The 21,293-nt window shown below is 64.2% G+C and carries 20 protein-coding genes and 1 riboswitch; of the genes, 9 read left to right on the top strand and 11 right to left on the bottom strand.

Features of this window, described 5'->3' with window-relative positions; genetic code table 11:
- Positions 1-898: 898 nt before the first annotated feature.
- Positions 899-2,260, top strand: a complete 1,362-nt coding sequence (gene xseA, locus F2P44_RS04300; RefSeq protein ID WP_167085367.1) for an exodeoxyribonuclease VII large subunit — start codon at positions 899-901, stop codon at positions 2,258-2,260.
- 124 nt (positions 2,261-2,384) lie between these two features.
- A complete protein-coding gene (sodB, locus tag F2P44_RS04295) occupies positions 2,385-2,963 on the top strand; it encodes a superoxide dismutase [Fe] (protein WP_167085365.1) in 579 nt (192 codons plus the stop codon).
- An 81-nt stretch (positions 2,964-3,044) separates the two neighbouring features.
- Here the strand turns inward: sodB and F2P44_RS04290 are convergent, their stop codons facing one another.
- A complete protein-coding gene (locus F2P44_RS04290; RefSeq protein WP_167085363.1) occupies positions 3,045-3,209 on the bottom strand; it encodes a hypothetical protein in 165 nt (54 codons plus the stop codon).
- A gap of 580 nt (positions 3,210-3,789) precedes the next feature.
- On the opposite strand from F2P44_RS04290, the gene F2P44_RS04285 reads away from it, so the two are divergent.
- Positions 3,790-4,305: a hypothetical protein gene (locus F2P44_RS04285; protein ID WP_167085361.1), complete on the top strand. Its 516-nt coding sequence runs from the start codon at positions 3,790-3,792 to the stop codon at positions 4,303-4,305.
- Positions 4,306-4,408: 103 nt separating this feature from the next.
- The gene (locus tag F2P44_RS04280) at positions 4,409-5,095 is read left to right on the top strand and encodes a response regulator (RefSeq protein ID WP_167085359.1); all 687 of its coding nucleotides are present in this window, start codon (positions 4,409-4,411) and stop codon (positions 5,093-5,095) included.
- A gap of 39 nt (positions 5,096-5,134) precedes the next feature.
- On the opposite strand, the gene F2P44_RS04275 is transcribed toward F2P44_RS04280, so the two are convergent.
- The gene (locus tag F2P44_RS04275; protein ID WP_167085357.1) at positions 5,135-5,566 is read right to left on the bottom strand and encodes a hypothetical protein; all 432 of its coding nucleotides are present in this window, start codon (positions 5,564-5,566) and stop codon (positions 5,135-5,137) included.
- 283 nt (positions 5,567-5,849) lie between these two features.
- Here F2P44_RS04275 and F2P44_RS04270 point away from each other — a divergent pair, with 283 nt between their 5' ends.
- Positions 5,850-6,581, top strand: a complete 732-nt coding sequence (locus tag F2P44_RS04270; RefSeq protein ID WP_167085355.1) for a substrate-binding periplasmic protein — start codon at positions 5,850-5,852, stop codon at positions 6,579-6,581.
- Between the two features lie 48 nt (positions 6,582-6,629).
- Here the strand turns inward: F2P44_RS04270 and F2P44_RS04265 are convergent, their stop codons facing one another.
- The 5 genes from F2P44_RS04265 to F2P44_RS34875 form a co-directional block, all read right to left on the bottom strand.
- Positions 6,630-7,331, bottom strand: coding sequence for a hypothetical protein (locus tag F2P44_RS04265; protein ID WP_229423367.1), 702 nt, complete (start codon positions 7,329-7,331; stop codon positions 6,630-6,632).
- Between the two features lie 2 nt (positions 7,332-7,333).
- Positions 7,334-8,236 (bottom strand): MipA/OmpV family protein, encoded by a 903-nt coding sequence (locus tag F2P44_RS04260; RefSeq protein WP_167085353.1) that lies wholly within the window; start codon positions 8,234-8,236, stop codon positions 7,334-7,336.
- Positions 8,237-8,563: 327 nt separating this feature from the next.
- On the bottom strand, positions 8,564-9,268 hold the full coding sequence (locus F2P44_RS04255; protein ID WP_167085351.1) for a hypothetical protein: 705 nt from the start codon (positions 9,266-9,268) through the stop codon (positions 8,564-8,566).
- A 2-nt stretch (positions 9,269-9,270) separates the two neighbouring features.
- A complete protein-coding gene (locus F2P44_RS04250) occupies positions 9,271-10,170 on the bottom strand; it encodes a MipA/OmpV family protein (RefSeq protein WP_167085349.1) in 900 nt (299 codons plus the stop codon).
- Between the two features lie 57 nt (positions 10,171-10,227).
- On the bottom strand, positions 10,228-11,493 hold the full coding sequence (locus F2P44_RS34875) for a hypothetical protein (RefSeq protein WP_187363235.1): 1,266 nt from the start codon (positions 11,491-11,493) through the stop codon (positions 10,228-10,230).
- 235 nt (positions 11,494-11,728) lie between these two features.
- Between F2P44_RS34875 and F2P44_RS04240 the strand changes: the two genes are divergently transcribed.
- On the top strand, positions 11,729-13,027 hold the full coding sequence (locus F2P44_RS04240) for an ATP-binding protein (RefSeq protein ID WP_167085347.1): 1,299 nt from the start codon (positions 11,729-11,731) through the stop codon (positions 13,025-13,027).
- Between the two features lie 47 nt (positions 13,028-13,074).
- Here the strand turns inward: F2P44_RS04240 and F2P44_RS04235 are convergent, their stop codons facing one another.
- The 4 genes from F2P44_RS04235 to F2P44_RS04220 all read right to left on the bottom strand — a co-directional run bounded on the left by F2P44_RS04235 (position 13,075) and on the right by F2P44_RS04220 (position 17,123).
- Entirely contained in the window at positions 13,075-13,389 is a 315-nt protein-coding gene (locus tag F2P44_RS04235; RefSeq protein ID WP_167085345.1) for a hypothetical protein, read from the bottom strand.
- Positions 13,386-14,114 carry a thiol:disulfide interchange protein DsbA/DsbL gene (locus tag F2P44_RS04230; protein WP_167085343.1) on the bottom strand — a complete coding sequence of 243 codons (729 nt, stop codon included), beginning with the start codon at positions 14,112-14,114 and terminating at the stop codon, positions 13,386-13,388. Before F2P44_RS04230 ends, F2P44_RS04235 begins: the two co-directional genes overlap by 4 nt.
- A gap of 139 nt (positions 14,115-14,253) precedes the next feature.
- The gene (locus F2P44_RS04225) at positions 14,254-15,132 is read right to left on the bottom strand and encodes a cobalamin-binding protein (protein WP_167085341.1); all 879 of its coding nucleotides are present in this window, start codon (positions 15,130-15,132) and stop codon (positions 14,254-14,256) included.
- Complete coding sequence (locus tag F2P44_RS04220; RefSeq protein WP_167085339.1) at positions 15,132-17,123, bottom strand: TonB-dependent receptor; 1,992 nt, start codon at positions 17,121-17,123, stop codon at positions 15,132-15,134. The genes F2P44_RS04225 and F2P44_RS04220 overlap by 1 nt, the downstream gene beginning before the upstream one ends.
- Positions 17,124-17,201: 78 nt before the next feature.
- Positions 17,202-17,347, bottom strand: a riboswitch (cobalamin riboswitch).
- Between the two features lie 108 nt (positions 17,348-17,455).
- On the opposite strand from F2P44_RS04220, the gene F2P44_RS04215 reads away from it, so the two are divergent.
- The 3 genes from F2P44_RS04215 to F2P44_RS04205 are packed head-to-tail and all read left to right on the top strand — an operon-like array spanning position 17,456 to position 21,293.
- Positions 17,456-19,540 (top strand): M1 family metallopeptidase, encoded by a 2,085-nt coding sequence (locus F2P44_RS04215; protein ID WP_167085337.1) that lies wholly within the window; start codon positions 17,456-17,458, stop codon positions 19,538-19,540.
- Entirely contained in the window at positions 19,540-20,418 is an 879-nt protein-coding gene (locus tag F2P44_RS04210; protein ID WP_167085335.1) for a hypothetical protein, read from the top strand. The genes F2P44_RS04215 and F2P44_RS04210 overlap by 1 nt, the downstream gene beginning before the upstream one ends.
- Before the next feature lie 56 nt (positions 20,419-20,474).
- A complete protein-coding gene (locus tag F2P44_RS04205; RefSeq protein ID WP_167085333.1) occupies positions 20,475-21,293 on the top strand; it encodes a DODA-type extradiol aromatic ring-opening family dioxygenase in 819 nt (272 codons plus the stop codon).

Raw genomic sequence — 21,293 nt, 5'->3', positions numbered from 1 at the left:
TTGTGTGCAAGCGGCCCCAATGGGCAGGATGTGCTTGATTTTAAAGGGAAAGTTTTCCATGCGTAAAAACAAGGCATGTGGAAAATTAAAAATTCAGCCAGTGTTCTGAACAAAAACTGTGGATAAGATTGTTAGCAATACCGGGGGTGGATGGTCAAGTCCCTGATTAAAAAGGGAAAAAGGTCCCAGCGTAAAAATAAGGCAGGCTGGCGCGCAAATCTTCTGCACATCTTTTGTGGATAAGATTGTGCGCAAGGGCGCGCAAGTCCCTCGAAGTCCTTGATTCCATTGACTAATACGGTCGTGCACAAATATGCGGCAAACAGGGATAACCCGCTGTTTGGGCGCCCAAAATGCCATCATGGGCGCCCATTTTCCGGCTTGTGGACGGCGCTGGACAAGTCGGCGCGTTCTGCACACCTTTTGTGGACAAGATTGTGAGCAAGCCAGCCGACACTGCATCAAGCCACTGATTTCAAAGGGAAAAACCATTGTGCTTAAAAGAATGGCAGGGCCGGCGCGGCGGCTTGGCAGTGGATAAGCCAGGCAGTTCTGCACAGCTTCTGTGGACAAGATTGTGTGCAAGGCGTTGCAGAACCACGTAAGTGCCTGATTACAAACAGATAGCTAGGCGGTGCGCACGCGGCAGGCAGGTGCCCGCGTGTACGTACAGAAAAACTTCTACACAATTTCTGTGGATAACTTTGTGAGCAACTCCCGCCCGGACCGCCAAAGTGCTTGATTTAGAAGGGATTTCAGGCATTGCGTTGAAAACCAGCACATTCGCTTTTTCGTTTAAAATCATCGACTTAGAAAAAAGTCTTGTTGTTTTACGCGATATGTGACATAAGCATGACCGCTTTAAAATTTTGTGGACAGTTATTCCGGAACTCTTCCCATGCACACCGATTTCGACCAAGACCCGCCCCTCGCCGCCCCGCCGGTGCTGACCGTCACCGCGCTCAATGCGCAAGTGGCGCGCCTGCTGGAGCGCTCCTTTCCGCTGACCTGGATCAGCGGTGAAATATCGAACTTCACACGCGCCAGTTCCGGCCACTGGTATTTCACGCTCAAGGATGACGCGGCCCAGGTGCGCGCCGTGATGTTCCGTGGCCGCGCCCAGTACGCCGGCTTCATTCCGCGCGAAGGCGACAAGGTCGAGGTGCGCGCCCTGGTGACCCTGTACGGCGCGCGCGGCGATTACCAGATCAACGTCGAGGCGATCCGCCGCGCCGGCGTGGGGGCGCTGTACGAAGCCTTCCTGCGCCTCAAGGACAAGCTGGGCGCGCAGGGCCTGTTCGACCAGGAGCGCAAGCGTCCCCTGCCGATGTTCACGCGCAGCGTCGGCATTGTCACCAGCCCGCAGGCGGCGGCGCTGCGCGACATCCTCTCCGCGCTCAAGCGGCGCGCGCCGCACCTGCGCATCGTGCTCTACCCTGCCCCGGTGCAGGGCCAGGGCGCGGCCGAGCGGATTGCCGGCGCCATTCAAACGGCCTCGCGCCGGGCGGAAGTGGACGTGCTGCTGGTATGCCGTGGCGGCGGTTCGATCGAAGACTTGTGGAGCTTTAACGAAGAAGTGGTGGCCCACGCGATCGCCAACTGCGGCATGCCCGTCATTTCCGGGGTCGGCCACGAGACCGACTTCACCATCGCCGATTTTGCCGCCGACCTGCGCGCGGCCACTCCGACCGCCGCCGCCGAACTGGCCGCCACCCCGCGCGCGGACTGGCTCGCCTCGCTGTCGGCCGATGCCGGCGACCTGCGGCGCGCCATGCGCCACACCCTCAACGAAGCGCACCAGGGCCTGGACAACTGGCAGCGCCGGCTGCTGAGCCCATCGGCACGCATCGGCCACCAGCGCCTGGAGCTGGTGGCCTTGTCGACCGCGATGACGCACGCGCTGCGCGCGCCGGTGCAGCGCCAGGCCTATGTGCTGGCACAATTACGCGCGCGCTGGGCCAGCCACCGGCCGGACGTGCGCGCCCTGCGCGCCGACATCGCCTCGCAGCAGCGCCGCACCAGCAGCAGCCTGGCCAGCCAGATGCAACAGAAGCGCGATGCGCTCGGCGCGCTGGCGTCTCAACTCGAACTGCTCAATCCCCAGCGCACGCTCGAACGCGGTTACGCCATCGTGCACGACGCCAAGGGCAAGGTGGTGCGCTCGCCCTTGCAGATCAAGCCGAACGAGGTGCTCACGGTACGCCTGGCCGAGGGCAGCGCCGAGGTGGGCGTGTCGAGCGTCCAGACCCAGCTGGAGTAAGCTGACTGGCTCCTGGGCAAGCGCGCTTTCCGGCGCGAAGCAAATAAGCAACGAACGCCCATCCGAATTACAATAAGCACCGGTTCAGAATCATTGACGCTTTTCCAAACAAAAAGGACACAACATGGAACACACACTGCCGCCTCTGCCGTATGAAATGGACGCCCTGGCTCCCCACATTTCGAAAGAAACGCTGGAATACCACTACGGCAAGCATCACCAGACCTATGTGACCAACCTGAACAACCTGATCAAGGGCACCGAGTTCGAGAACCTGTCGCTCGAAGAGATCATCAAGAAATCCTCCGGCGGCGTGTTCAACAACGCAGCCCAGGTGTGGAACCACACCTTCTACTGGAACGGCATGAAGCCGAACGGTGGCGGCGCGCCAAGCGGCAAGGTCGCCGACGCGATCAACGCCAAGTGGGGTTCGTTCGACAAATTCAAGGAAGAATTCACCAAGTCGTGCCTCGGCAACTTCGGTTCCGGCTGGACCTGGCTGGTGCAGAAAGCCGACGGCGGCGTTGACATCGTCAACACCGCCAACGCCGGCTGCCCGCTGACCAGCGGCGACCAGCCACTGCTGACCTGCGACGTCTGGGAGCACGCTTACTACATCGACTACCGCAACGCCCGCGCCAAGTATGTCGAAACCTTCTGGGGCCTGGTCAACTGGGACTTCGTCGCGCAAAACGCGGCCTGATTGCGCGGCAAGCGCCGCGCTCAGGCACGCTTGCCGACGATCCAGAAAAGAAGCCTGCGCGCTTAGCGCAGGCTTCTTTTTTTATTGGCGCTTCAAATCTTGATGCACCTTCACGTCCAGGCGCTTGAAGGCCTTGACCACGCGCGCAGCGGGAACCAGCTCGCGCACCACCGGACTCGCATGGCGGCCTTGCAAATCGCCTCCCTTGATGCGGCAGGCGGCCAGCGGGTTGCCGGTCCCTGGCATCAGCCGATGCGGGATCGAGGAAAATGACCGGCTTGGTGCCGTCGATCACGCGATGAGGCGATGGAGGCCGGGCCGGCCAAGCGCCATATCGAGCAATTGGTGTGCTGCGCGTGTCGCGTTTTGGTGCGTATCGAGCGCTCGGGTATGCTCAATTGCACCAGAATGGACCCAGGATTCACCAGCTTGGTGATGGACCACGGCCAAGTTCACCAAGAAGCAACACTTCGATGAAATTCTGTGCGTGCAAAATCCTAAGGTGTGGTTGCATTTAAGACACAAAACAGTAATTTTGCTCGAATGGATTCGCATTCATCCATGAAATATTAAGCATATTTCGCCATATACCAAATTTTCATAATGCTTACTGGCGTTGCTTTTCATACACACAAATGTCCACAGATCAGTCATAATGTTCGCTAATACGGCTGATTTAACCCTTCCGCATGACTTGGCGTGCCCACGCTGTTGATAGGAAAGTGACTTGAGAAGAATGGACGGTGACATGAATTCCCCACACAAAGCCTGCTTATTGCAGACGCGTCGTTTAACCACGGGTATTTCTGCACTGTCTGGACCTCGCATGGCCACGCTATTGTTTCCGCTAGCCTTGCTGCTGGGCGGCGCGGCGCAGGCGCAAACCATCAACCCGGCCACCGCCGCCGTCTTCTCCAAACCCGCCCTGCTCGGCGTGCAACTGTCGATGAAGGCCGGGGCCAAACAGGGCAAGGTCACGGCCGACCAGTTGAAATGCGTGCAAGGGCTCGACCCCGCCAGTTTCGACGAGGTCTACAAGCAATTGCTGCTCGCCAATCTCGACAGCAATGAATTGATGCGCACCCAATCCTTCCTGACCAAGTCGGTCGGCAAGAAGTTCGCCAAGCACGGTTACCTGGGCGTCTTTGCGGCCGCCGGCGAGCCGCTGCCGGAAGCGCTTCCGCGCTTTACCGAGGATGAGATGGTCGATTTCGAGCAATTCCGCACCAGCTCGGCCGGCGAAAAACTGGTGACCAACCGTGTCCTCGAAGCGCCCGCCGCCCGCACCATCCTCAACGAGCGCATCGAAAAAGTGCTGGAAGTCTGTATTCCCCAGCAGTAAGGTAGCCAGAGTGTCATGAAAGTGTAGCAAATTGTCCGCGCCGGCCTGCAACTGACTTTTTTTGGTAGTAGCTCTTATACAATGGGCGGCTAGGAGAAAATTCATGTTTCGTGTAATGCTGGTGGAGGACGATGCGCGCCTGGCGCAATTGGTCACGGAGTACCTGAGCGGGTACGAGTTCACGGTCGACCTGGTTACGCGCGGCGACGCCGCGCTGGACCGCTTCAAGGCGCTCACCCCGGATGTGGTCATTCTCGACCTGATGCTGCCCGGCCTGGACGGCATGGTGGTGTGCCGCCAGATCCGCGAACTGAGCGAAACACCCATCCTGATCCTGACCGCGCGCGAAGATTCCTACGACGAAGTGTCGGTGCTGGAACAGGGCGCGGACGATTTCGTCAACAAGCCGGTGCAGCCGCGGGTGCTGCTGGCGCGCCTGCGCGCCCTGCTGCGGCGTGCCCAGGGCAAACCGGGCGGCGACCCGGCGGCGCTCGAATTCGGCGCCCTGTCGATCATCGCCAGCGACCGCATCGTCACCTGGCGCGGCGAGCAATGCCTGCTCAGCAATACCGAATACAAGCTGCTGCTGGTGCTGGCCGAATCGGCCGGACGGGTGCTCTCGCGCGATGCATTGCTGAAAAAAATGCGCGGCATCGAGTTCGACGGGCTGGACCGCAGCATCGATAACTGCATTTCCAAGCTGCGGCGCAAGTTCGACGACGTCGATTCCGAAAAAATCAAGACTGTGTGGGGCGAAGGCTATCTGTTCTCGCCCTCGGCCTGGGCCTGATGCGCAACGGGGCGCCGCCAGGACGCCCCGCCATTCCGGCTAGCGCTTGTAGAACAACTGCTCCACGAACTCGACCGGGTCGTCCGAGCGCGCCACCAGCGCCGCCGCGCCGGCATTGGTGATCGCCGCTGGCGCCAGGCCCAGGCTGTAGCGTCCCATCGTTTTTTCGACCATGGTCACGCGCAGCTTGCCCCCAATGCGCTCGACATCGCTGACCGCCAACTTGTACGCTAGCACCGGCCGGTCGCCGATGGTGGCGAACAACACCATGTGCTTGCTGAAGTCCACCTCCGGCGGCAGCGGTTCGCCGCTATGCCGTTTCCACAATGCGGCCCAAGCCTGCGCATCCTTGATCACCAGCTGGGTGCGCTCGTGCATCTGCGATTTGCCGTAGCCCTCGACCGGCGTGAACGCCACCCGCAGCGGCGCGACTTTTTCAAACGTCACGCTGGCGTAGCTGCGGTCGACCATGACCATCTGCATCGGCGTGCTGACGGTCGGCGCGCAGGCGGTACCGGGCGCATGAATACGCTTTGCGGCGAAAATATTAATTTAATTTAAATATTTCTTAAATATATACCAGTCGTTCTGCGGACTGGCGTCCATCCCCGGCGGGTGGGGACGGTCAGCGCAGCGCCAGCACGGCGCTTGACTTTGGACGACAAGGGCACAATAGTTGATGCGGAATATAGGCGCGCCCGCGATGCCTTCGCGCGGCGTTCGACCCGACTCCGCATGACGACTTAGGGCAGACATGAAAATCCTTGTTTACGCCGCATGCCTGGTGTGCGCCGCCTGGTTGACGAATGCGCGCTCCGAGACGTTCAAGGTCGGCTTCTACAATTACCCGCCCATGATGATCGAGAGCGGGCGGACGGGCATTTACCAGGAGCTCCTCGACGAACTGGGCCAGATTACAGGGCATCGCTTCCAGGCCGAGTACCTTCCCTACGCGCGTCTTGCCAAACGCTTCGACCTGGGACAAATCGATCTCGAACTTGGCGTGTTCCCCGGCTGGGTAAAGCAGGAAAGAATCCCCGGCGTGTTTTCAATACCGTTTGGCAAAGTGATCGACGTACTCGTGTTTGCCCCTGGAAAACATTTCAAAGTGAGCACGCCAAGGGATTTGAGTGGCAAGACAGTGGGATTGGTCAGGGGTTATAGCTATCCGGAATTGCGCGAGCTGTTTGCCAGTGGCGTCGTGCATCGCGCCGACGCCGTGAACGAGCAGCAGCTCATGGCCATGCTCGCTGCCGGGCGGATGGACCAGATCCTGATCAACAAGGCGGTCGCGCAATACAGCGTGCTCCAAGTACCCAATTACAGTGAGTTGGTCATCGGTGACGTGCTGGGTTCGTATGATGTCTCGATACGCGTCCAGCCCAGCAAGAAAGCCTTGTTGCCGAAACTGGACGAAGCGATCCTCATCATGAAACGCTCGGGGGCGATCGCCCGGATCTACGGCAAATACGGCGTGAGTCCCTGAGCCGCGGGGCCTTGTCGCCACATGCAAAACCCATCTGGCGGGCCCGAGCTATTCCAGCAGCGGCGCGATCGCCAGCGGCGCGCTCCGGGTCACCAGCTGGCCCTTGTCGGCATGGTCGCCGAAACGGTAATTGACGACCCGGAAGCCCTCGTTGTTGTCGTCCCCGAAGGTGGTGCCCTCGGCCACCGACAGCAGGGCCACGTCGCCGCTACCGTTGCGCAGCTTGACCACCGGGTCCGGCCCCTTGCGCAGGTAGCTCAGGCGCACTCCGCCGCAACGGCGCGTGCGCGCCGACGCATCCACATGGCGCAGATACGTGAGCGCTTGCTCGCAGGCCGCGCGCAGGTCGCTGGTTTCGTACACGCCGTCGGAGCGCACCACGATCGATACGCGCGCCCGGAACACGTACTGGGCGGCATTGCGGGTGAGCATCAGCGTGGCATTGTCGTCATACGCGGCCTTGAGCAGCGGGAAGACGGTGCGGCCGGTCGGATCGAGCGGCAGGTTCAGGCTGCTGGCCTTGCTTAGCAGGCTCAACTGCAAACCGTCGGTCAGCACGCCCTTCTCTTTCAACATGACCTGGAAATGGTTCTGCAAGAAATTCTTGGGCCTGCCGTATTTCTCAAACACCACCATCGCGCGGTAAGCGTCGCGATAGCTGAGCCATTCGCCGCCAACCTCATTGGCCGTCGTGCCGCCTGCCGTAAACAGCAAGGCAAGGATGGCGGAAACGTGGCGTACAAATGGCATGATCAGAATCGGTAAGCAAGTCCGGTGGACACGGTGACATGATTGGGGCGTTCGACCAGCGGGCTGCGCCGCGCATCGCCCTGCAGGCGCGCGGCGCGCACCGTGCTGCCGAGCATCCAGGAAGGCGACAGCGCCCAGTTCCAGCGCGCAGCCACCGCTACCTCCTTGAGGCCGCCCGACGGCGCATACACGTCATTGCCGCTGCGCAAGCTCTCGACCTCGGTCACGCCGAAGTAGCTGCGGTTGTAGCTGCCGTTCACCAGCGTCAGATCGGCCGATAGCGATACCGTGTGGTGCGGCGAGATGGCCCGCGCCACGTGCTGCAGGCCCACGGTCCAGGTGGCGCCATGGCGGTCCCGTCCCGAGCCTGCCAGCAAGTTATTGGTGATGCGCAAGGATGGCGTCAGATAATAATGGAAAAAAAACCCGCCTTGCAGGCGCGCACCGATGGCGTCGGTGCCGCTGAGCCGGTTGCCGCTGCGCTTTTCCGCCGCCGGTGGCGTTGGGCGGTCCGGCTGGCCGGTCTTCGGATCGGTCGCGCCGAAGGTCGGCACCGACTCGCCCGCAAACCCGGCCACGGGCGCCCCCAGCCACTCGCCGTCGTTGCCGGAATGGTTGCGGCGTGGCAGCAGCGCAAGCAGGGGGCCGTATTCGAGCACCGGATTGGTCGACAAGTGCATCCCCGCGCTCATGCCCGAGACAAACACGCCATTGCTCCACTCGACCTGCAGCAGCGGCAAGGCTGTCACGCGGCGCGCGTGCGCCCCCTGGTAGCGCGGCGCAGAGACGGCGCCCAGCCCGACATACATGTCGCGGCTGCCGTCCGGCATCGGATTGGTGGCAGGGGTCTGGGCCCAGGCGGCAGGCAAGACGCCGGCCAGGACGAGGGCAAAAAGGGTTCTCATGAAGTTCGCCGAAAAGATGATCAGCCGCCATTTTACGGCCTGCCGCCGACATCGCCGAAATCGCTGAGTTTTCGTCAAGACCGCACGCGCCTCGCCTGCGCGCCACGGCGTCCCACGATGCGCGGCTGGCGGGCGCCTTCATGCGTCCCGCTGCATCGCCATCATGCTGTTATTGCGAAGAAAAAAAGCCCACGACACCGGAGAGCATCGAGGGCGAACGGAAAACCCGATGCGCATAGCTTAGGCGCTTCGCGCTTCCCTTTCCGCCTCGAAATGTCTGGCAATTGTCGTAAATATGTATTCGACATCACCGAACTGCTGAGTACGCTATTCGATGAGGGGCGTGATCGCCAGCGGCGTACTGCTGGTGATGAGCTGGCGCGCTTCGGCGCCACGACTGAAACGATAATGAACGATGCGAAAGCCATTTTGTCCATCGCCGGGAAATGCGCCGCCCTCGGTCACCGGCAGCGCCACCGCGTCGGCCGCGCCGCTGCGCACGCGCACCGGCGCGGGGGCGCCTATCTCGTGCGGAAAGACGAAGCGTACGCCCACGCAGGCGCGCGTGCGGGCACTGGCATCGGCATAGCGCAGGTAGTCGAGCGCCTGGCCGCAGGCGGCGCGCAGCTCGGCGCTGTCGTACAGGCCGTTGGCACGCGGCACGATCGACACGCGCGCGCGAAAACCGACCGGTCCGGCGCCGCCGCTGACCAGCAAGGGCGCGTTCTCGTTATAGGCCGCCGTGCTGAGGGGAAATACCGCGCGCCCGCTGGGATCGAGCGCAAGGTACTGGTCGCCGTCCCGGGTCTGCAAGATCAGCTGTACATTCGGCGCCACCGCGCCCTGCCGCGCCGGCACCAGCTGCAACTGGTTTTGCAGATAGTGTTTCGGGCCGCCGTATTTCTGGAACACCACCATGGCGCGGTAAGCGTCGCGATAGCTGAGCCATTCCGGCGCGGGCGCATGCGCCGTGCTGGCGCCGGCCGACAACAGCAGCGCGATCAGGAGGGCGACGTGGCGTGGGGCATTCATCATCAAAACCGGTAAGCGAGCGCAGTGGACAAGACAAAGCCGTTGGGACGCTCCACCAAGGGACTCTTTTGCGCAGCGCCCAGTACCCGGGTCGCTTGCACGTTATTAATCAGCAGCCACGATGGCGACAAGGCCCAGTGCCATCTCAGGCCCGCGCTGGCGCCGTTCAGGCCGCCGCCGGGCGCGTACGCCGGGTTGCCGCTGCGCAGGGATTCAGCCGCGCTGACGCCGAAAAAGCTGGTGTTGTAGTGACGGTTGACCACGCTCACGCCAGCCGACAGCGACACGCTGTGGTGCGGCGAAAACTGCTGCACCACATGCTGGATGCCGAGGTTCCACAGCAAGCCGTTGGCATCCCGGCCGGCGCCGTACAGCACGCTGTTGGTCAGGCGCAGGCTGGGGCTGAGATAGACGTTGACGAAGCCGCCCGCCTGCAGGCGCGCGCCAACCACGTCCATGCCGGACAGGCGGTTGGGGCCGCTGCTGCGCGCGCCCAAACCGGGGGTGGCAGTTGGCTCGGCCGGCGTGCTGTCGATCGGCGCCAGCGGCGCACCGCCGTCAGTCATGGAGGTGAGCGAGGTGCCGCCCAGCGCGGTCCCGTTGCCCGATTCGCTGCGCCGCGCCTGGACCGACAGCAGCGGGCCGAATTCGAGCGATGGCTGGTCCGACAGGTGCACGCCTGCGTTCATACCGGAAATAAACACGCCATTGCTCCACTCACCCTGCAGCACCGGCACCGCCATGCGGCGCGGCCGGCGCGCGCCTTCATAGGCGGGCGCCGCCACGAAGCCCAGCCCGACATACATGTCGCGGCTGCCGTCCGGCATCGGATTGACGGCCGGGGTACGGGCGGTGGCGCTGGCGCACGCCGCCCCGAGCACAAAGGTCAACAGGATTTTCATACATCGGGGTCCGGGCCCGGCGGCGCTTGCGCGCCACCAGGGAAACGGAAAACTGCCTTAACGTTGCCGCGATTGGGTCGAAAACTCGACCGTGTCATCCGAGCGCGCCAGCTTCACCAGATGCCCGGGGTGCGAGATCGCCGCCGGACACATGGCGCCGTTGTCGGGCTTGAGCGACCAGTTCACGCTGGACACCTGGATCTTGCCGCTCTCGCGGTAGATGCTCTCGATTTCGGTGGTATGGCAACCGTTCGAGCCGCCACGGCCGAAGACCGCGACCACCATGTCCTTGCTGAAATCGACAGCCGGCAGGTCGGCGTTGTCATGCGACTGGCGCCACACGGTGGCGAAGGTGGCGGCATCCTTGATCACGATATTGCGCGGCGTATCGATGTGCGAAAACGGGCTGCGCCACAGATCGGTGAAGGCGATATTCTGCGTCGTCACCTTCACGAAGTCGACCACTGCGTCGATGCGCGGCACCGTGATCATGTGCATCGGATTGGCCACCACGGCGATGCAGATGGTGCCGGGATCGGGTGCCTTGTCCTCGTAACGGATCACCAGATGCCCGTCGCTGGCGTTGGCGCGGCGCACGCCGAAGCTGCCGCAGGCCGAGCCGTTGCCGCCGAACAAGGCGATGACCATCTCTTTCGTGAAGTCGACCTTGGGCGCCGGCGGCGGCGGGATGCGGATGGCGCTGTGTTCGGCCCACAGCGCGTCGAGCGCCGCCTGGTCGCGCACTACGACGTTGCGGGCCGTGCCCACGCCCGAAAAGGTATCGCTGGCGATGGTATTGAAATCCACACTCAATCCGTTTGCAGGGAGGAACTTGATCTCTTCGACCACATGGCCGGCGCCAAGGCCGAAACCTTCTTCATTGCTCTTCTCGATGATCGTGTTAAAAATGGGCAGCATGACTGCGTCGCTGCATTCCCGCTTGGGGCCGGCGATGGAGTCACTCAGGCTGCATACTTTCGCGTCCGGTGTCAGGGCGAACAGTTCGGTGCTGTAGCGCTTGTCGGCGCAATCGCCCGACTGGTTCCACAGGACGTATTTGTGATCGATCACGAACAGGCGGTTGGTCACGCTGGCGCACGAGGCTTGCTGGGCGCGCGCGATGAAGGGGGTGATCACGGTGACCGGAACCGGCGTCGGCGTCGGCGTTGGTGTCGGCGTCGGCGTCGGCGTCGGCACGACGATGTCCGGTTGCGTTTTCGGTGGGACGGGCGTGCTGCCGCCGTTGTCGCCGCCGCCGCAACCGGCAAGCGCGACAGCGCCAGCCAGCGGGAGGCAGGAAAGTGCGCGAATCAAAACAGACATGGCAAATCCTTTCATAAGGGAAGCGATACCTGCCAGCGCGCAAGCGCGGCGGGCAGACCTGGAATTCGAGTAAGGCCATGATATCGAGAATCGCGCCACACTTCCGCCATGAACTGTCCCCTATTTGTCACTTATTTGTAATACCCCGATCCGCCCCGCTCTTATACAATGCTGCGCAAGGAGAAGCGATGGCGACGGCAACAGTTATTGAACAACGTTGTGGCGGGAAACACGCGTGAACCGGATCTTCTTCCGCTTCTTCGTGCTGGTCATGCTGTCGATTACGATTGCGACCTTCGCCATCTATTTCGCCACCAGCCGCCTGTTCGGCGATCCGCTGGACGATATCGCGCGGCGCCAGGCGGCCGCCCAGATTTTCCTGCTTGAACAATACATCGACAAAGCCCCGGCCGACGACTGGCTGGTGCGGCTCAACAAGGTGCGCGAAGTGTCGGGCGTCAAGTTCTACCTGGTGCCGCTGAGCAGCGTGCGCGCCTCGCTGCCGGTCCAGCAGCACGCCGCGCTCAACCGCGGCGAACTGGTGCTCGATACCGCCAACAAAGCCTTTTACCGCCGCGTCGACCTGCATGGCGAAAGCTATATCGGCAGCGCCGAGGAAGTCATCCATGCGCAAGAGCTGCCGATCGACATCGACCTGGCGCTGAAGATGGAAGCGGTGCGCTACGTGATCGTGGCGCTGTTCCTGCTGGTGCCGATCGCCCTGTGGTCGCGCTCGCACTGGCTGGGGCTGCAGGAACTCTCGCGCGTGGCCGACGAAGTCGGTGCCGGCAAGCTGTCGGCGCGCGCCAGCTTCAAGACCGGCGCCATCATTTATCCGCTGGCCGAGCGGCTCAACCACATGGCCGGGCGCATCGAAGGCTTGCTCGACGCGCAGAAAAACCTGCTCCATTCCGTTTCGCACGAACTGCGCACCCCGATCGCGCGCCTGGAATTCGCACTGGAACTACTCAGGTCGGCAGCGGACGATCCGGCGCTGGAACAGCGCATCGTGGCGATGGAAGGCGATGTCGCCGAGCTGAACGGGTTGGTGAATGAACTGCTGGGCATGATCCGGCTCGACAGCCGCCAGGCCTTGCAGCAAGCCAGCTTCGAGCTGGCGCCGGCGCTGCTGGGCTGCGTGGACGCGCTCGACCCGCTGGCGGCCCAGCCCCAGGTCCGGCTCGACAGTGCGCTGGGCAGCATGACCGGCGACCGGCGCCTGCTGCTGCGGGCGGTGGGCAACCTGCTGCGCAATGCGCAAAAATACGGCAATGGCCGGATTGCGCTGTCGGCGCGGCGCGTGGACGGCGTGGAAATCGTGGTGGAGGATGACGGGCCCGGCATTCCGGAGGCGGAACGGGGCAAGGTGTTCGAACCGTTTTACCGGCTCGACCGCAGCCGCGACCGCAGTACCGGCGGTTTCGGGCTGGGATTATCGATTGCACAGAAGGCGGTAGCGCTGCATGGCGGCACGATTGCGGTGGAACAGTCGGCGCTGGGCGGGGCGCGCTTCGTGATTGCCTTGCCGGCCTGAGAACTGCCGTTTCTGCGAAGGCAAAAACGGCAGTGCAATGACTGCTGTTACTTTTCCGCCGGCTTCAGATGCGTGATGCCGTACCAGAGGTGTTCCCACCAGTGCGGACGCGAACTGACCACCTGCATGCAGCGCGTGTCGACCTCGCCCTTGAACACCGGATCGGCGCATTGCTTGGTGATAAGCGCATGGCGCTGGTTCTCGGCATTGACGATCGCTATCGAAAACCACACCACGACGCTGCACAGCACGACCACCAGGCTCCATGCCAGCTGGTTAATCCAGTTGCGCTCGAACAAATCTTCCTCTATGGGGCGCGAGGCGTCGTAGATTTTGATGATTTTCTCTTCAGGATCGCTCATTTTCCGGCGGACTTGGCAGGTGTGGTACTCGCTTTGGCAGGCGCCTTGGCCGGTGCTGCGGCAGCGCCCTTCTCTTTCTGGGCCTTGGTCACGAGCGCGTCGAGCGCCTGCATGAACACCACGTACTCGGTGGCCTTGGTCACGCCCGGATTGGCTTCGGCAACGACCGATGGCGAGGTCACGAAACGGCCATCGACCACCACCGTTGGCGCACTGTCGACCTTGTAGTTCTGGGTCAGCTGCGATGCGCTTTTCAGCTTGGTCAGCACGCCGAACGAATTCCAGTATTCCAGGAACTTGGCCTGGTCGATGCCCTGCTTGGGAATCCACTCAAGAATGGCCGCGTCCTTGTTCAGGCGAAGGCGCTCGACATGAAAGGCATGCAGCACTTTCGGATGCATTTCTTCGGCCTTGCCCATCGCTTCGAGCGTCAGGTGCAGATGCGCCTCCGGATCGGTACCGCTGGAGGCGAAGTGCACGCGCCGCAACAGGACGTTGTCGCCCTGCTTTTTGACCCATTCGGCCAGATGCGGTTCAAGCGTATAGCAATGCGGGCAGTGGTACATGAAAAATTCGATGACTTCGACTTTCTTGCCGGTCGCCTTGGTCGGCTGCGGCGCGGCCAGCGTCACGAACTCGACACCGTTTTTCGGATCGGTGGGCGAAGCGAACGCCGTACTGACGGCCAGACTGGCCACGGCCAGAGCAATACGCAGGAAACGCATAAATATCCTTCATGTTAAGTTGAGACGACGATCGCGAGATTACCACTTTTTGCGGCAGGTCAGAGGCCAGGGACCCGCATTTTACATTGCGTTGCACATGCCGGCCCAGTGATCGCCCGGTCATGCAGTAAACGCAGGCCTACCTGCGGCGTTGACGCGCCAGGTCGAGTTTTTCGCACAGGATGGCGGCGCCGTCGGGCAGGCGCGGCCCGGCGCGGGTCAGCAATTCCCCATCCAGGGTGAACAGATTGCCCTGGCGCACCGCCAACAGAGTTTTGTAAGGCGCCCAGATCGCCAGGCCCTGTTCCGAGGCATCGTGCGGCTCGCTGCCGACGATCGCTTCCGGATTGGCCTGCAACACCGCCTCGATGCCAACCGAGGGCGCCTTGACCGCCAGCGCGGCGAAGATATTCTCGCCGCCGCACAGGCGGATGGCGTCGCTGGCGATCTGCTGGCCATTGAGGGTGTACAGCGGCTTTTCCCACACCTGGTAAAACACCGTGACCGGCGCTCGCTTGCTGTAGCGCGCCGCCAGCGCCGCGATGCGGGCGCGGAACGACGCTGCCGCCGCCTGCGCCACTGTTTCAGTGCCGAGCAGCTGGCCGAAGCGCAGCATGCTGCCGGCCACCTGGTCCATCCGCGCCGGCTCGCTGTAAAACATTGGAATGCCGAGCTGGCGCAGCTGCTCCAGCTGGCGCGCCGTGTTCCCGCTCTGCCAGACCACCAGCAGGTCGGGTTTGAGCGCCAGCACGCGTTCGATGTCGATCTGGCTGTTGTCGCCGACCAGCGGGATGCCGCGGGCGGCCGGCGGATAGTCGCTGTAGCTCATCGCCCCGACGATGCGCGCGCCGCCGCCGGCCGCGAACAGCAGCTCGGTGACGTGCGGCGCCATCGACACGATGCGCCGGGCCGGCGCGGCCAGCGCCACGCGCCGGCCGGCGTCGTCGACCACCGTGATGGCGGCGCCGGCAACACCGGCCCACAGGGCCAGCGCGGCGAAGACGAGGCGCTGGCGCATCAGAAGTCGTAGCGCGCCGAGACCTTGATCTGGCGCCCGTCGCTCGGATAGATGCCGCTGTTGCAGCCGTAGGCATTGCTGGTGTAATGCTTGTCGGCCAGGTTCAGGCCCGCCACCGCGAATTCCCAGGCGCCGATCTGGCGCGCGTAACGGGCCTCGAAGGTGGTGCTTGATGCCATGCGCGCACCGCAGTTGTTGGCGAAGTCGGCGCCGAAACGCTGGCTGCCGGCCCATTGAAAGCCGATATCGGCGCTGTGGCCATTGCCCGGTACCCAGGCCAGGCGCGCCGAGACCACGTTCTTCGGCACCAGCACCATCGCGCGCCCGGCGTTCGGGCCGTCGGTGAAGCGCGCCAGCACATGCTGCCAGTTGCCGCTCACGCGCCAGTCGCGCGCGATGCTGGCGTGGACATCGAACTCCACGCCTTTGCGCTCGGTCGGATCGAGGTTGGTGTTGGCGCCGTAGCCGCCGTTCACGGTCGGGTCGTAGAAAATTTCATTACGCAGCTGATGGCGGAACACGCGCGTATTCGCGCCCAGGGCCGCGTCGCCGTAAGCGACGCCCAGTTCCAGGTCGCGCGAGGTTTGCGGCGCCAGCACGCCGGGCGCGGCGCGGTAGCCGTTCTCGTCGACGTTGGCCACGCGGTAGCTGCGCCCGGCCTTGGCGTACAGGTTCACCAGCGGCATGACATCAACGCTGCCCTGCACTTCCCAGGCGTTGAGGGTGGTCTTGCTGGCGTACGGCGCGGCGAAGGCGCGCGCGTCGGTGGCATCCTTCTCGAAGCGTTCGCGGCGCGCGCCCACGGCCACGCGGGCCTTGTGCGCGCCGCCGAACTTGAGCTCATCGCGCACATACAGCGCCCTCGATTTTTGCGTGGCGTCGGCATCCGAATACGCCGAATCGGTCACGCGCGACCACTTGACCATATCGACGCCGGCCACCAGCTCATTGAGCACGCCGCCCATTTGCGCCAGATGGCGCAGGCGCGGCGAAAACTGGGTCTGGGCGCTGTCATAGGTCGCCTTCGACGCCATGCGCTTGCCCTCGATGGTGTAGAAATAGGTCGAACGGGTGGTGCGCTCGCGGCGCGACAGTTCGGCAGCCAGGTCGACGCTGCCGACGCGCTGCTCCACGAACGCGGTCCGGCGGTCCGAATCGAGCGAGCCAATATCGTCAGGCGTATTGGCCTGGCGCGGGTTCTCGCCGAACTGGCGTGCGCTCAGGGCGCCCGGCAGGTCCGACTCCTGGCGCGCGCGGTCGTAGCGCACCCCGGCGCGGCCGCCCTGGTAGGCCCACTGGGCGCCGCCGCTGAAGGTATCGAGCGCGAACTCGTTATGGTCACGGTAATTGTCGGTGCGCTGGCTGCCGACCGAAGCGTCGAGCGCGAAGCCGTTCCACGACTGGGCCATGGCGGCGCGCAGGTCGCGCAGGCCGAACTGGCCGGCTTCGGCGCGCAGCATGCCGCGCCGGCCGTTCGCTTCCGGACGGCGCGTGATGATGTGGATCACGCCGCCGGTGGCGCCTTCGCCATACAGCACGCTGGCGCCGCCGCGAATGATTTCGATGCGTTCGACGGTCTCGATCGGGATCGACGACAGCGTCGCATTGCTCAATTCACTCTCGGACATGCGCACGCCGTCGAGCGTGACCACCATGTTCTGGCTGCTGTTGGTGCCGAAGCCGCGCAGATCGAGACTGAAATCGGGCGAGCCGTCCAGGCTCTGGCGGCCGTACACGCCGCCGATCTGGCGGATGGCCTGGTTGACGTCGGCCGCACCGGCGCGGCGGATCTCGTCGGCGCTGATGACGGTCGCGCCGATCGGGGCCAGCGCCGGGTCGCTGGCGAAGCGGGCGCCGGTCACGGTCACGGCGGGCAGGGTTTGGGTTTCAGCGGACAGCGCGGCGCTGGACAGGAAACACAGGGACAGGGCGGAAACCAGCGCGAGCGGCCTGGCGGAGAGCGCGCGGCGCGGCGATACTGCAGAAATCATGATGTCGTCTTCAGAAAAAAGAGTCCTGGCCTGCGTCCCCGCAAGCCGGATTGCACGGAACCGACGCGCGTTGCGGCATCGGGTCCACCTGTTTTGGCCGGTATCCGGGCTCGCAAGCCACGATGAGCGGCTTGCAGTACCGTTGCGGGGGCAGCACACTGGGTGTTTCCCGTTTAACTGCCGGCGTGAGGACGCGGGCGGGCACCAAAACTGCGCCATTATAATCGGATACGCCAGCCGGACTGCGGCCCGGCGGGCGTTGTGGCATGCTGTGCGGCTGGCCGCCGGCCCCCTCTACCCCATCGCAAGCGCCCAGCGGCGCAGGAGAATGCATGCAAGCGCGTACCCTAACCATGGCCCTCAAGGCGCTCCTGCTGGCGGCAGCCGCCATCGCCGGCGCCGAGCTGCTGGCCCAGGGCGACATCACCATCACCCCGATCCCGCAACCGGTGACCGACGTCGGCATCGGCCTGGCCCTGCCGTCGGCCAGCGCGGTGAGCGTGCCGAGCGCCGCGGATGCGTGGGGCGGGCCGCGCAGCGGCAGCGAAGCGACCCTGTCGGAGCGCGTGGTCGACTACCGCATCGAAGCCACGCTCGACCCGGTCGCCCACACGGTCGACGGCAAGCAGAAACTCACCTGGCGCAACCGCAGCAAGGAGACCGTGCGCAGCGTCTACCTGCACCTGTACATGAACGCCTTCAAAAGCGCCGGCAGCACCTACTTCACCGAACAGCGCGAGGCCGGCGGCAGCGTCACCACCGCCCCCGGCGAATGGGGCCAGATCGACCTGCGCAGCGTGACCCAGGGCGGGGCCAAGGTCGACTGGTCGTTCGTCCATCCCGACAATGGCCCCGCCTCCGACCAGACGGTGGTGCGCTTCGACCTGCCGGCGCCGGTGGCGCCGGGCGCCTCCACCAGTTTCGACATATCCTTCCTGACCCAGTTGCCGCGGGTGGTGTGCAGCACCGGCTACTTCGGCAGCTTTCACCTGGTGGGCCAGTGGTTCCCCAAGATCGCCGTGCTGGAACTGCCGGGCGAACGCGGCGCCACCCGGACCCGCTGGAACGCCCACGAATACCACCACGAGACCGAGTTCTACGCCGACTTCGGCCGCTTCGACGTCAAGCTGACCGCGCCCAAGGGCTACACCGTGGGCGCGACCGGCGAGCTGCAGGGCGCGCCGGTGGAGCGCGGCGGCATGCTGACCCACCACTACGTGCAGGGCGACGTCCACGATTTCGCCTGGACCGCCGACAAGCGCACCGCCCCGCCACTGCGCGCCACCTGGAGCGCGCCGGGCAGCCCGCTTGTGCAGCTGTCGGTGCTGTTCCCGCCCGACCGCGCGGCCAGCGCCGCACCGGCGCTCAAGGCAGCCACCGATGCGCTGACCTATTTTTCAAAAACGCTGGGGCCGTATCCGTACAAGACGCTGACCATCGTGATCCCGCCGCTCAATGCCGACGAAGCCGGCGCCATGGAGTACCCGACCTTCATCACCACCGCCGGCCACGACAAGGTGGTGCCGCAGACGGCCGCCGCCTTCGACCTCGATTTCGTCACCATCCACGAAGTCGGCCACGGCTACTTCTACGGCATCCTGGCATCGAACGAATTCGAAGAACCGCTGCTCGACGAAGGCTTGAACGAATTCTGGAACTACCGCATGCTGCGCGATACCGGCCAGCAGTCGTATCTCGGTTCGCCGCTGCTCAAGGCGCTCGGCTTCGCGCCGGGTTTCAAGGGCTTCGACGTCGAGCGCCACGAGGCGCCGCGCCTGGAACCGGCCGACGCGATCGGACAGAATGCCCACATGCGCCTGCAGGGCATTGGCCCGGTGTACGTGCGCAGCTCCACCATGCTGCGCGACCTGGAGGCGCGCATCGGCCAGGAGGCGACCGAACGCGCCTTCAAGGAATACTACCGGCGCTGGAAATTCCGCCATCCGAGCACCGCCGATTTGCGCGAGACGCTGGCCGAGGTGAGCGGCCAGCGCGCCGCCGTCAACGCCATGTTCGCGCAGCAGGTGTACGCCACGGCCCCCATCGACGACCGCGTCTCGCGCTTTTCGAGCGAGGAAGAGGCGGCGGCCAAGCCCGGCGCCGCGCGCACCTGGCGCACCAGCGTCACGGTGCAGCGGCGCGGCGCCCCGGTCGCGCAAAGCGTGCTGGTCAAATTCGCCGACGGCAGCAGCGAAACGGCGGTGTGGGACGACCAGCAGCGCTGGCGCACCTTCAGCTGGGTCAAGCCGGCCAGGGCGGTGTCGGCCGAACTCGATCCGCAGCGCCTGCACTACCTCGACACCAGCAAGCTCGATGACAGCCGCACCCTGGAGCCAAGCGGGCGCGCCGCGCGCCGCTGGGCCGGCGATGTGGCCGCGTTTTTCAATATCCTGTTTTCCCTGATTGCGACCGTGTGATGCATCCATCTCCTGCCTTTTCGATCGCCTCCGTTCCACGGGCGGCACGCGCGGCGCTGCAATGGCGCCTGCTGCTGCTGTGGGTGTTGTGGATGCTGGTGCCGGCCCTGATCATGGCGCTGCCAGCCTGGCACCTGTTGTCGGCCAGCCTCGATTACTCGGTCCACGCGGCGGCGCTGGCGCGCGCGCTCGACATGACGGCATTGAGCGACCTGATGGCCGTGCACGCGCGTCACCAGGTGGTGTTTACCCAGGCCGGCAGCATGGCGCTGCTGGCCACCCTGCTGATTTCACCGATGCTGTCGGGGATGGTGGCGACGGCGGCGCGCGCGCAGCAGGTGCCCGGCTTTGCGGCGCTCACGCGCGGCGGCGCCGACTATTACGCACCCATGCTGCGCCTGCTGGCCTGGGGCGCGCTGCCGCTCGGCCTGGCCTTCGTGGCCGGCATGGGCGCCATCGACGCCGCGACAGCCTACGCCGCCAAGGTCATCTCGGCGGACGACGCGGCGCTGGCGCTGATGCTGGCGCAGGCGCTGATGGTGCTGCTCATCGGGCTGGTGACTGTCTCGCTCGACGCCGGCCGCGCTTTTTTGGCCTACGACCCGCGCAAACGCTCCGCGCTGGCGGCCTGGCTGTCGGGCTGCATGCTGCTGGTGCGCCATCCGCTGGCGGCGCTGGGCAGCTACGCCGGTATCAGCATCGTCGGCCTTGCCCTGGCCGGCCTGCTGTCGCTGGCGCGCGCGAACATGGCGGGGATCGATGCGCTGGGTTTTACCGGCGCCCTGCTGCTGACCCAAGCGGCGGTCATCGCCATCGGCTGGATGCGCAGCGCGCGCCTGTTCGCGCTGATCGACCTGGCGCGCACGCGCATGACTTGATAAAGAGCGCGCACGTCCCTATATTGGATAGATAAACCACCGTCTGGAGCACTGCCATGAGCCACCGCCTGCCGACCTATTTCGTCTCCCACGGCGGCGGTCCGTGGCCATTCATGAAAGAGCAGTACGGTGAAACCTACGACGTGCTGGAAGCGTCGCTGGTCGATATCCGGCGCCAGATCGGCGACGTCAAGCCGGCCGCGGTGCTGGTCATTTCCGGTCACTGGGAAGAAAAGGAGCTGATGCTCTCGTCCGGCGCGCAGCCGCCGATGATCTACGATTACGGCGGCTTTCCGGCCCATACCTACCAGATCAAATACCCTGCGCCAGGTTCGCCGCAACTGGCAGAACGCGCCGCCGCCCTGCTGGCAGCGGCCGGGCACGCGGTGTCGCTCGATCCGCAGCGCGGTTTCGACCATGGGACGTTTTCGATGCTGTATCCGGTCTACCCGGAGGCCGACGTGCCGGTGGTGCAGCTGTCGCTGCAGCACGGCTTCGATCCGCTGACGCACGTGAAGATCGGGCGCGCGCTGGCGCCGCTGCGCGATGAAGGGGTACTCATTATCGGCAGTGGCCTGAGCTACCATAACCTGCGCCAGTTCGGCCCCGAAGGCAGGCTGGCATCGCACCAGTTCGACGGCTGGCTGCAATTGGTGCTCAAGCTGCCGCCGTCGGAGCGCACCATCGCCCTGCTGCACTGGGGCCAGGCGCCGTATGCGCGCAATGCCCATCCACGCGAAGAGCATCTGCTGCCGCTGATGGTGGCGCTGGGCGCGGCCGAATCCGAGGATGCGGCCTGCGTGTATCACGAAGATGAATTTTTCGGCCACCTGGCCGTGTCGAGTTTTCGCTTCGGCGAACCGGTGGCGCCGTAA

The organism is Massilia frigida (genome assembly GCF_011682175.1).
Taxonomy (GTDB): Bacteria; Pseudomonadota; Gammaproteobacteria; order Burkholderiales; family Burkholderiaceae_D; genus Telluria_A; species Telluria_A frigida.
The sequence above is the reverse complement of the archived record's forward strand: the minus strand, read 5'-3'. Positions and strand labels throughout refer to the sequence as shown.

Coding starts and splice junctions, on each gene's coding strand:
- xseA (WP_167085367.1), top strand. CDS start 899: ATGCACACCGATTTCGACCAAGACCCGCCCCTCGCCGCCCCGCCGGTG.
- sodB (WP_167085365.1), top strand. CDS start 2,385: ATGGAACACACACTGCCGCCTCTGCCGTATGAAATGGACGCCCTGGCT.
- F2P44_RS04290 (WP_167085363.1), bottom strand. CDS start 3,209: ATGCCAGGGACCGGCAACCCGCTGGCCGCCTGCCGCATCAAGGGAGGC.
- F2P44_RS04285 (WP_167085361.1), top strand. CDS start 3,790: ATGGCCACGCTATTGTTTCCGCTAGCCTTGCTGCTGGGCGGCGCGGCG.
- F2P44_RS04280 (WP_167085359.1), top strand. CDS start 4,409: ATGTTTCGTGTAATGCTGGTGGAGGACGATGCGCGCCTGGCGCAATTG.
- F2P44_RS04275 (WP_167085357.1), bottom strand. CDS start 5,566: ATGGTCGACCGCAGCTACGCCAGCGTGACGTTTGAAAAAGTCGCGCCG.
- F2P44_RS04270 (WP_167085355.1), top strand. CDS start 5,850: ATGAAAATCCTTGTTTACGCCGCATGCCTGGTGTGCGCCGCCTGGTTG.
- F2P44_RS04265 (WP_229423367.1), bottom strand. CDS start 7,331: ATGCCATTTGTACGCCACGTTTCCGCCATCCTTGCCTTGCTGTTTACG.
- F2P44_RS04260 (WP_167085353.1), bottom strand. CDS start 8,236: ATGAGAACCCTTTTTGCCCTCGTCCTGGCCGGCGTCTTGCCTGCCGCC.
- F2P44_RS04255 (WP_167085351.1), bottom strand. CDS start 9,268: ATGAATGCCCCACGCCACGTCGCCCTCCTGATCGCGCTGCTGTTGTCG.
- F2P44_RS04250 (WP_167085349.1), bottom strand. CDS start 10,170: ATGAAAATCCTGTTGACCTTTGTGCTCGGGGCGGCGTGCGCCAGCGCC.
- F2P44_RS34875 (WP_187363235.1), bottom strand. CDS start 11,493: ATGTCTGTTTTGATTCGCGCACTTTCCTGCCTCCCGCTGGCTGGCGCT.
- F2P44_RS04235 (WP_167085345.1), bottom strand. CDS start 13,389: ATGAGCGATCCTGAAGAGAAAATCATCAAAATCTACGACGCCTCGCGC.
- F2P44_RS04230 (WP_167085343.1), bottom strand. CDS start 14,114: ATGCGTTTCCTGCGTATTGCTCTGGCCGTGGCCAGTCTGGCCGTCAGT.
- F2P44_RS04225 (WP_167085341.1), bottom strand. CDS start 15,132: ATGCGCCAGCGCCTCGTCTTCGCCGCGCTGGCCCTGTGGGCCGGTGTT.
- F2P44_RS04220 (WP_167085339.1), bottom strand. CDS start 17,123: ATGATTTCTGCAGTATCGCCGCGCCGCGCGCTCTCCGCCAGGCCGCTC.
- F2P44_RS04215 (WP_167085337.1), top strand. CDS start 17,456: ATGCAAGCGCGTACCCTAACCATGGCCCTCAAGGCGCTCCTGCTGGCG.
- F2P44_RS04210 (WP_167085335.1), top strand. CDS start 19,540: ATGCATCCATCTCCTGCCTTTTCGATCGCCTCCGTTCCACGGGCGGCA.
- F2P44_RS04205 (WP_167085333.1), top strand. CDS start 20,475: ATGAGCCACCGCCTGCCGACCTATTTCGTCTCCCACGGCGGCGGTCCG.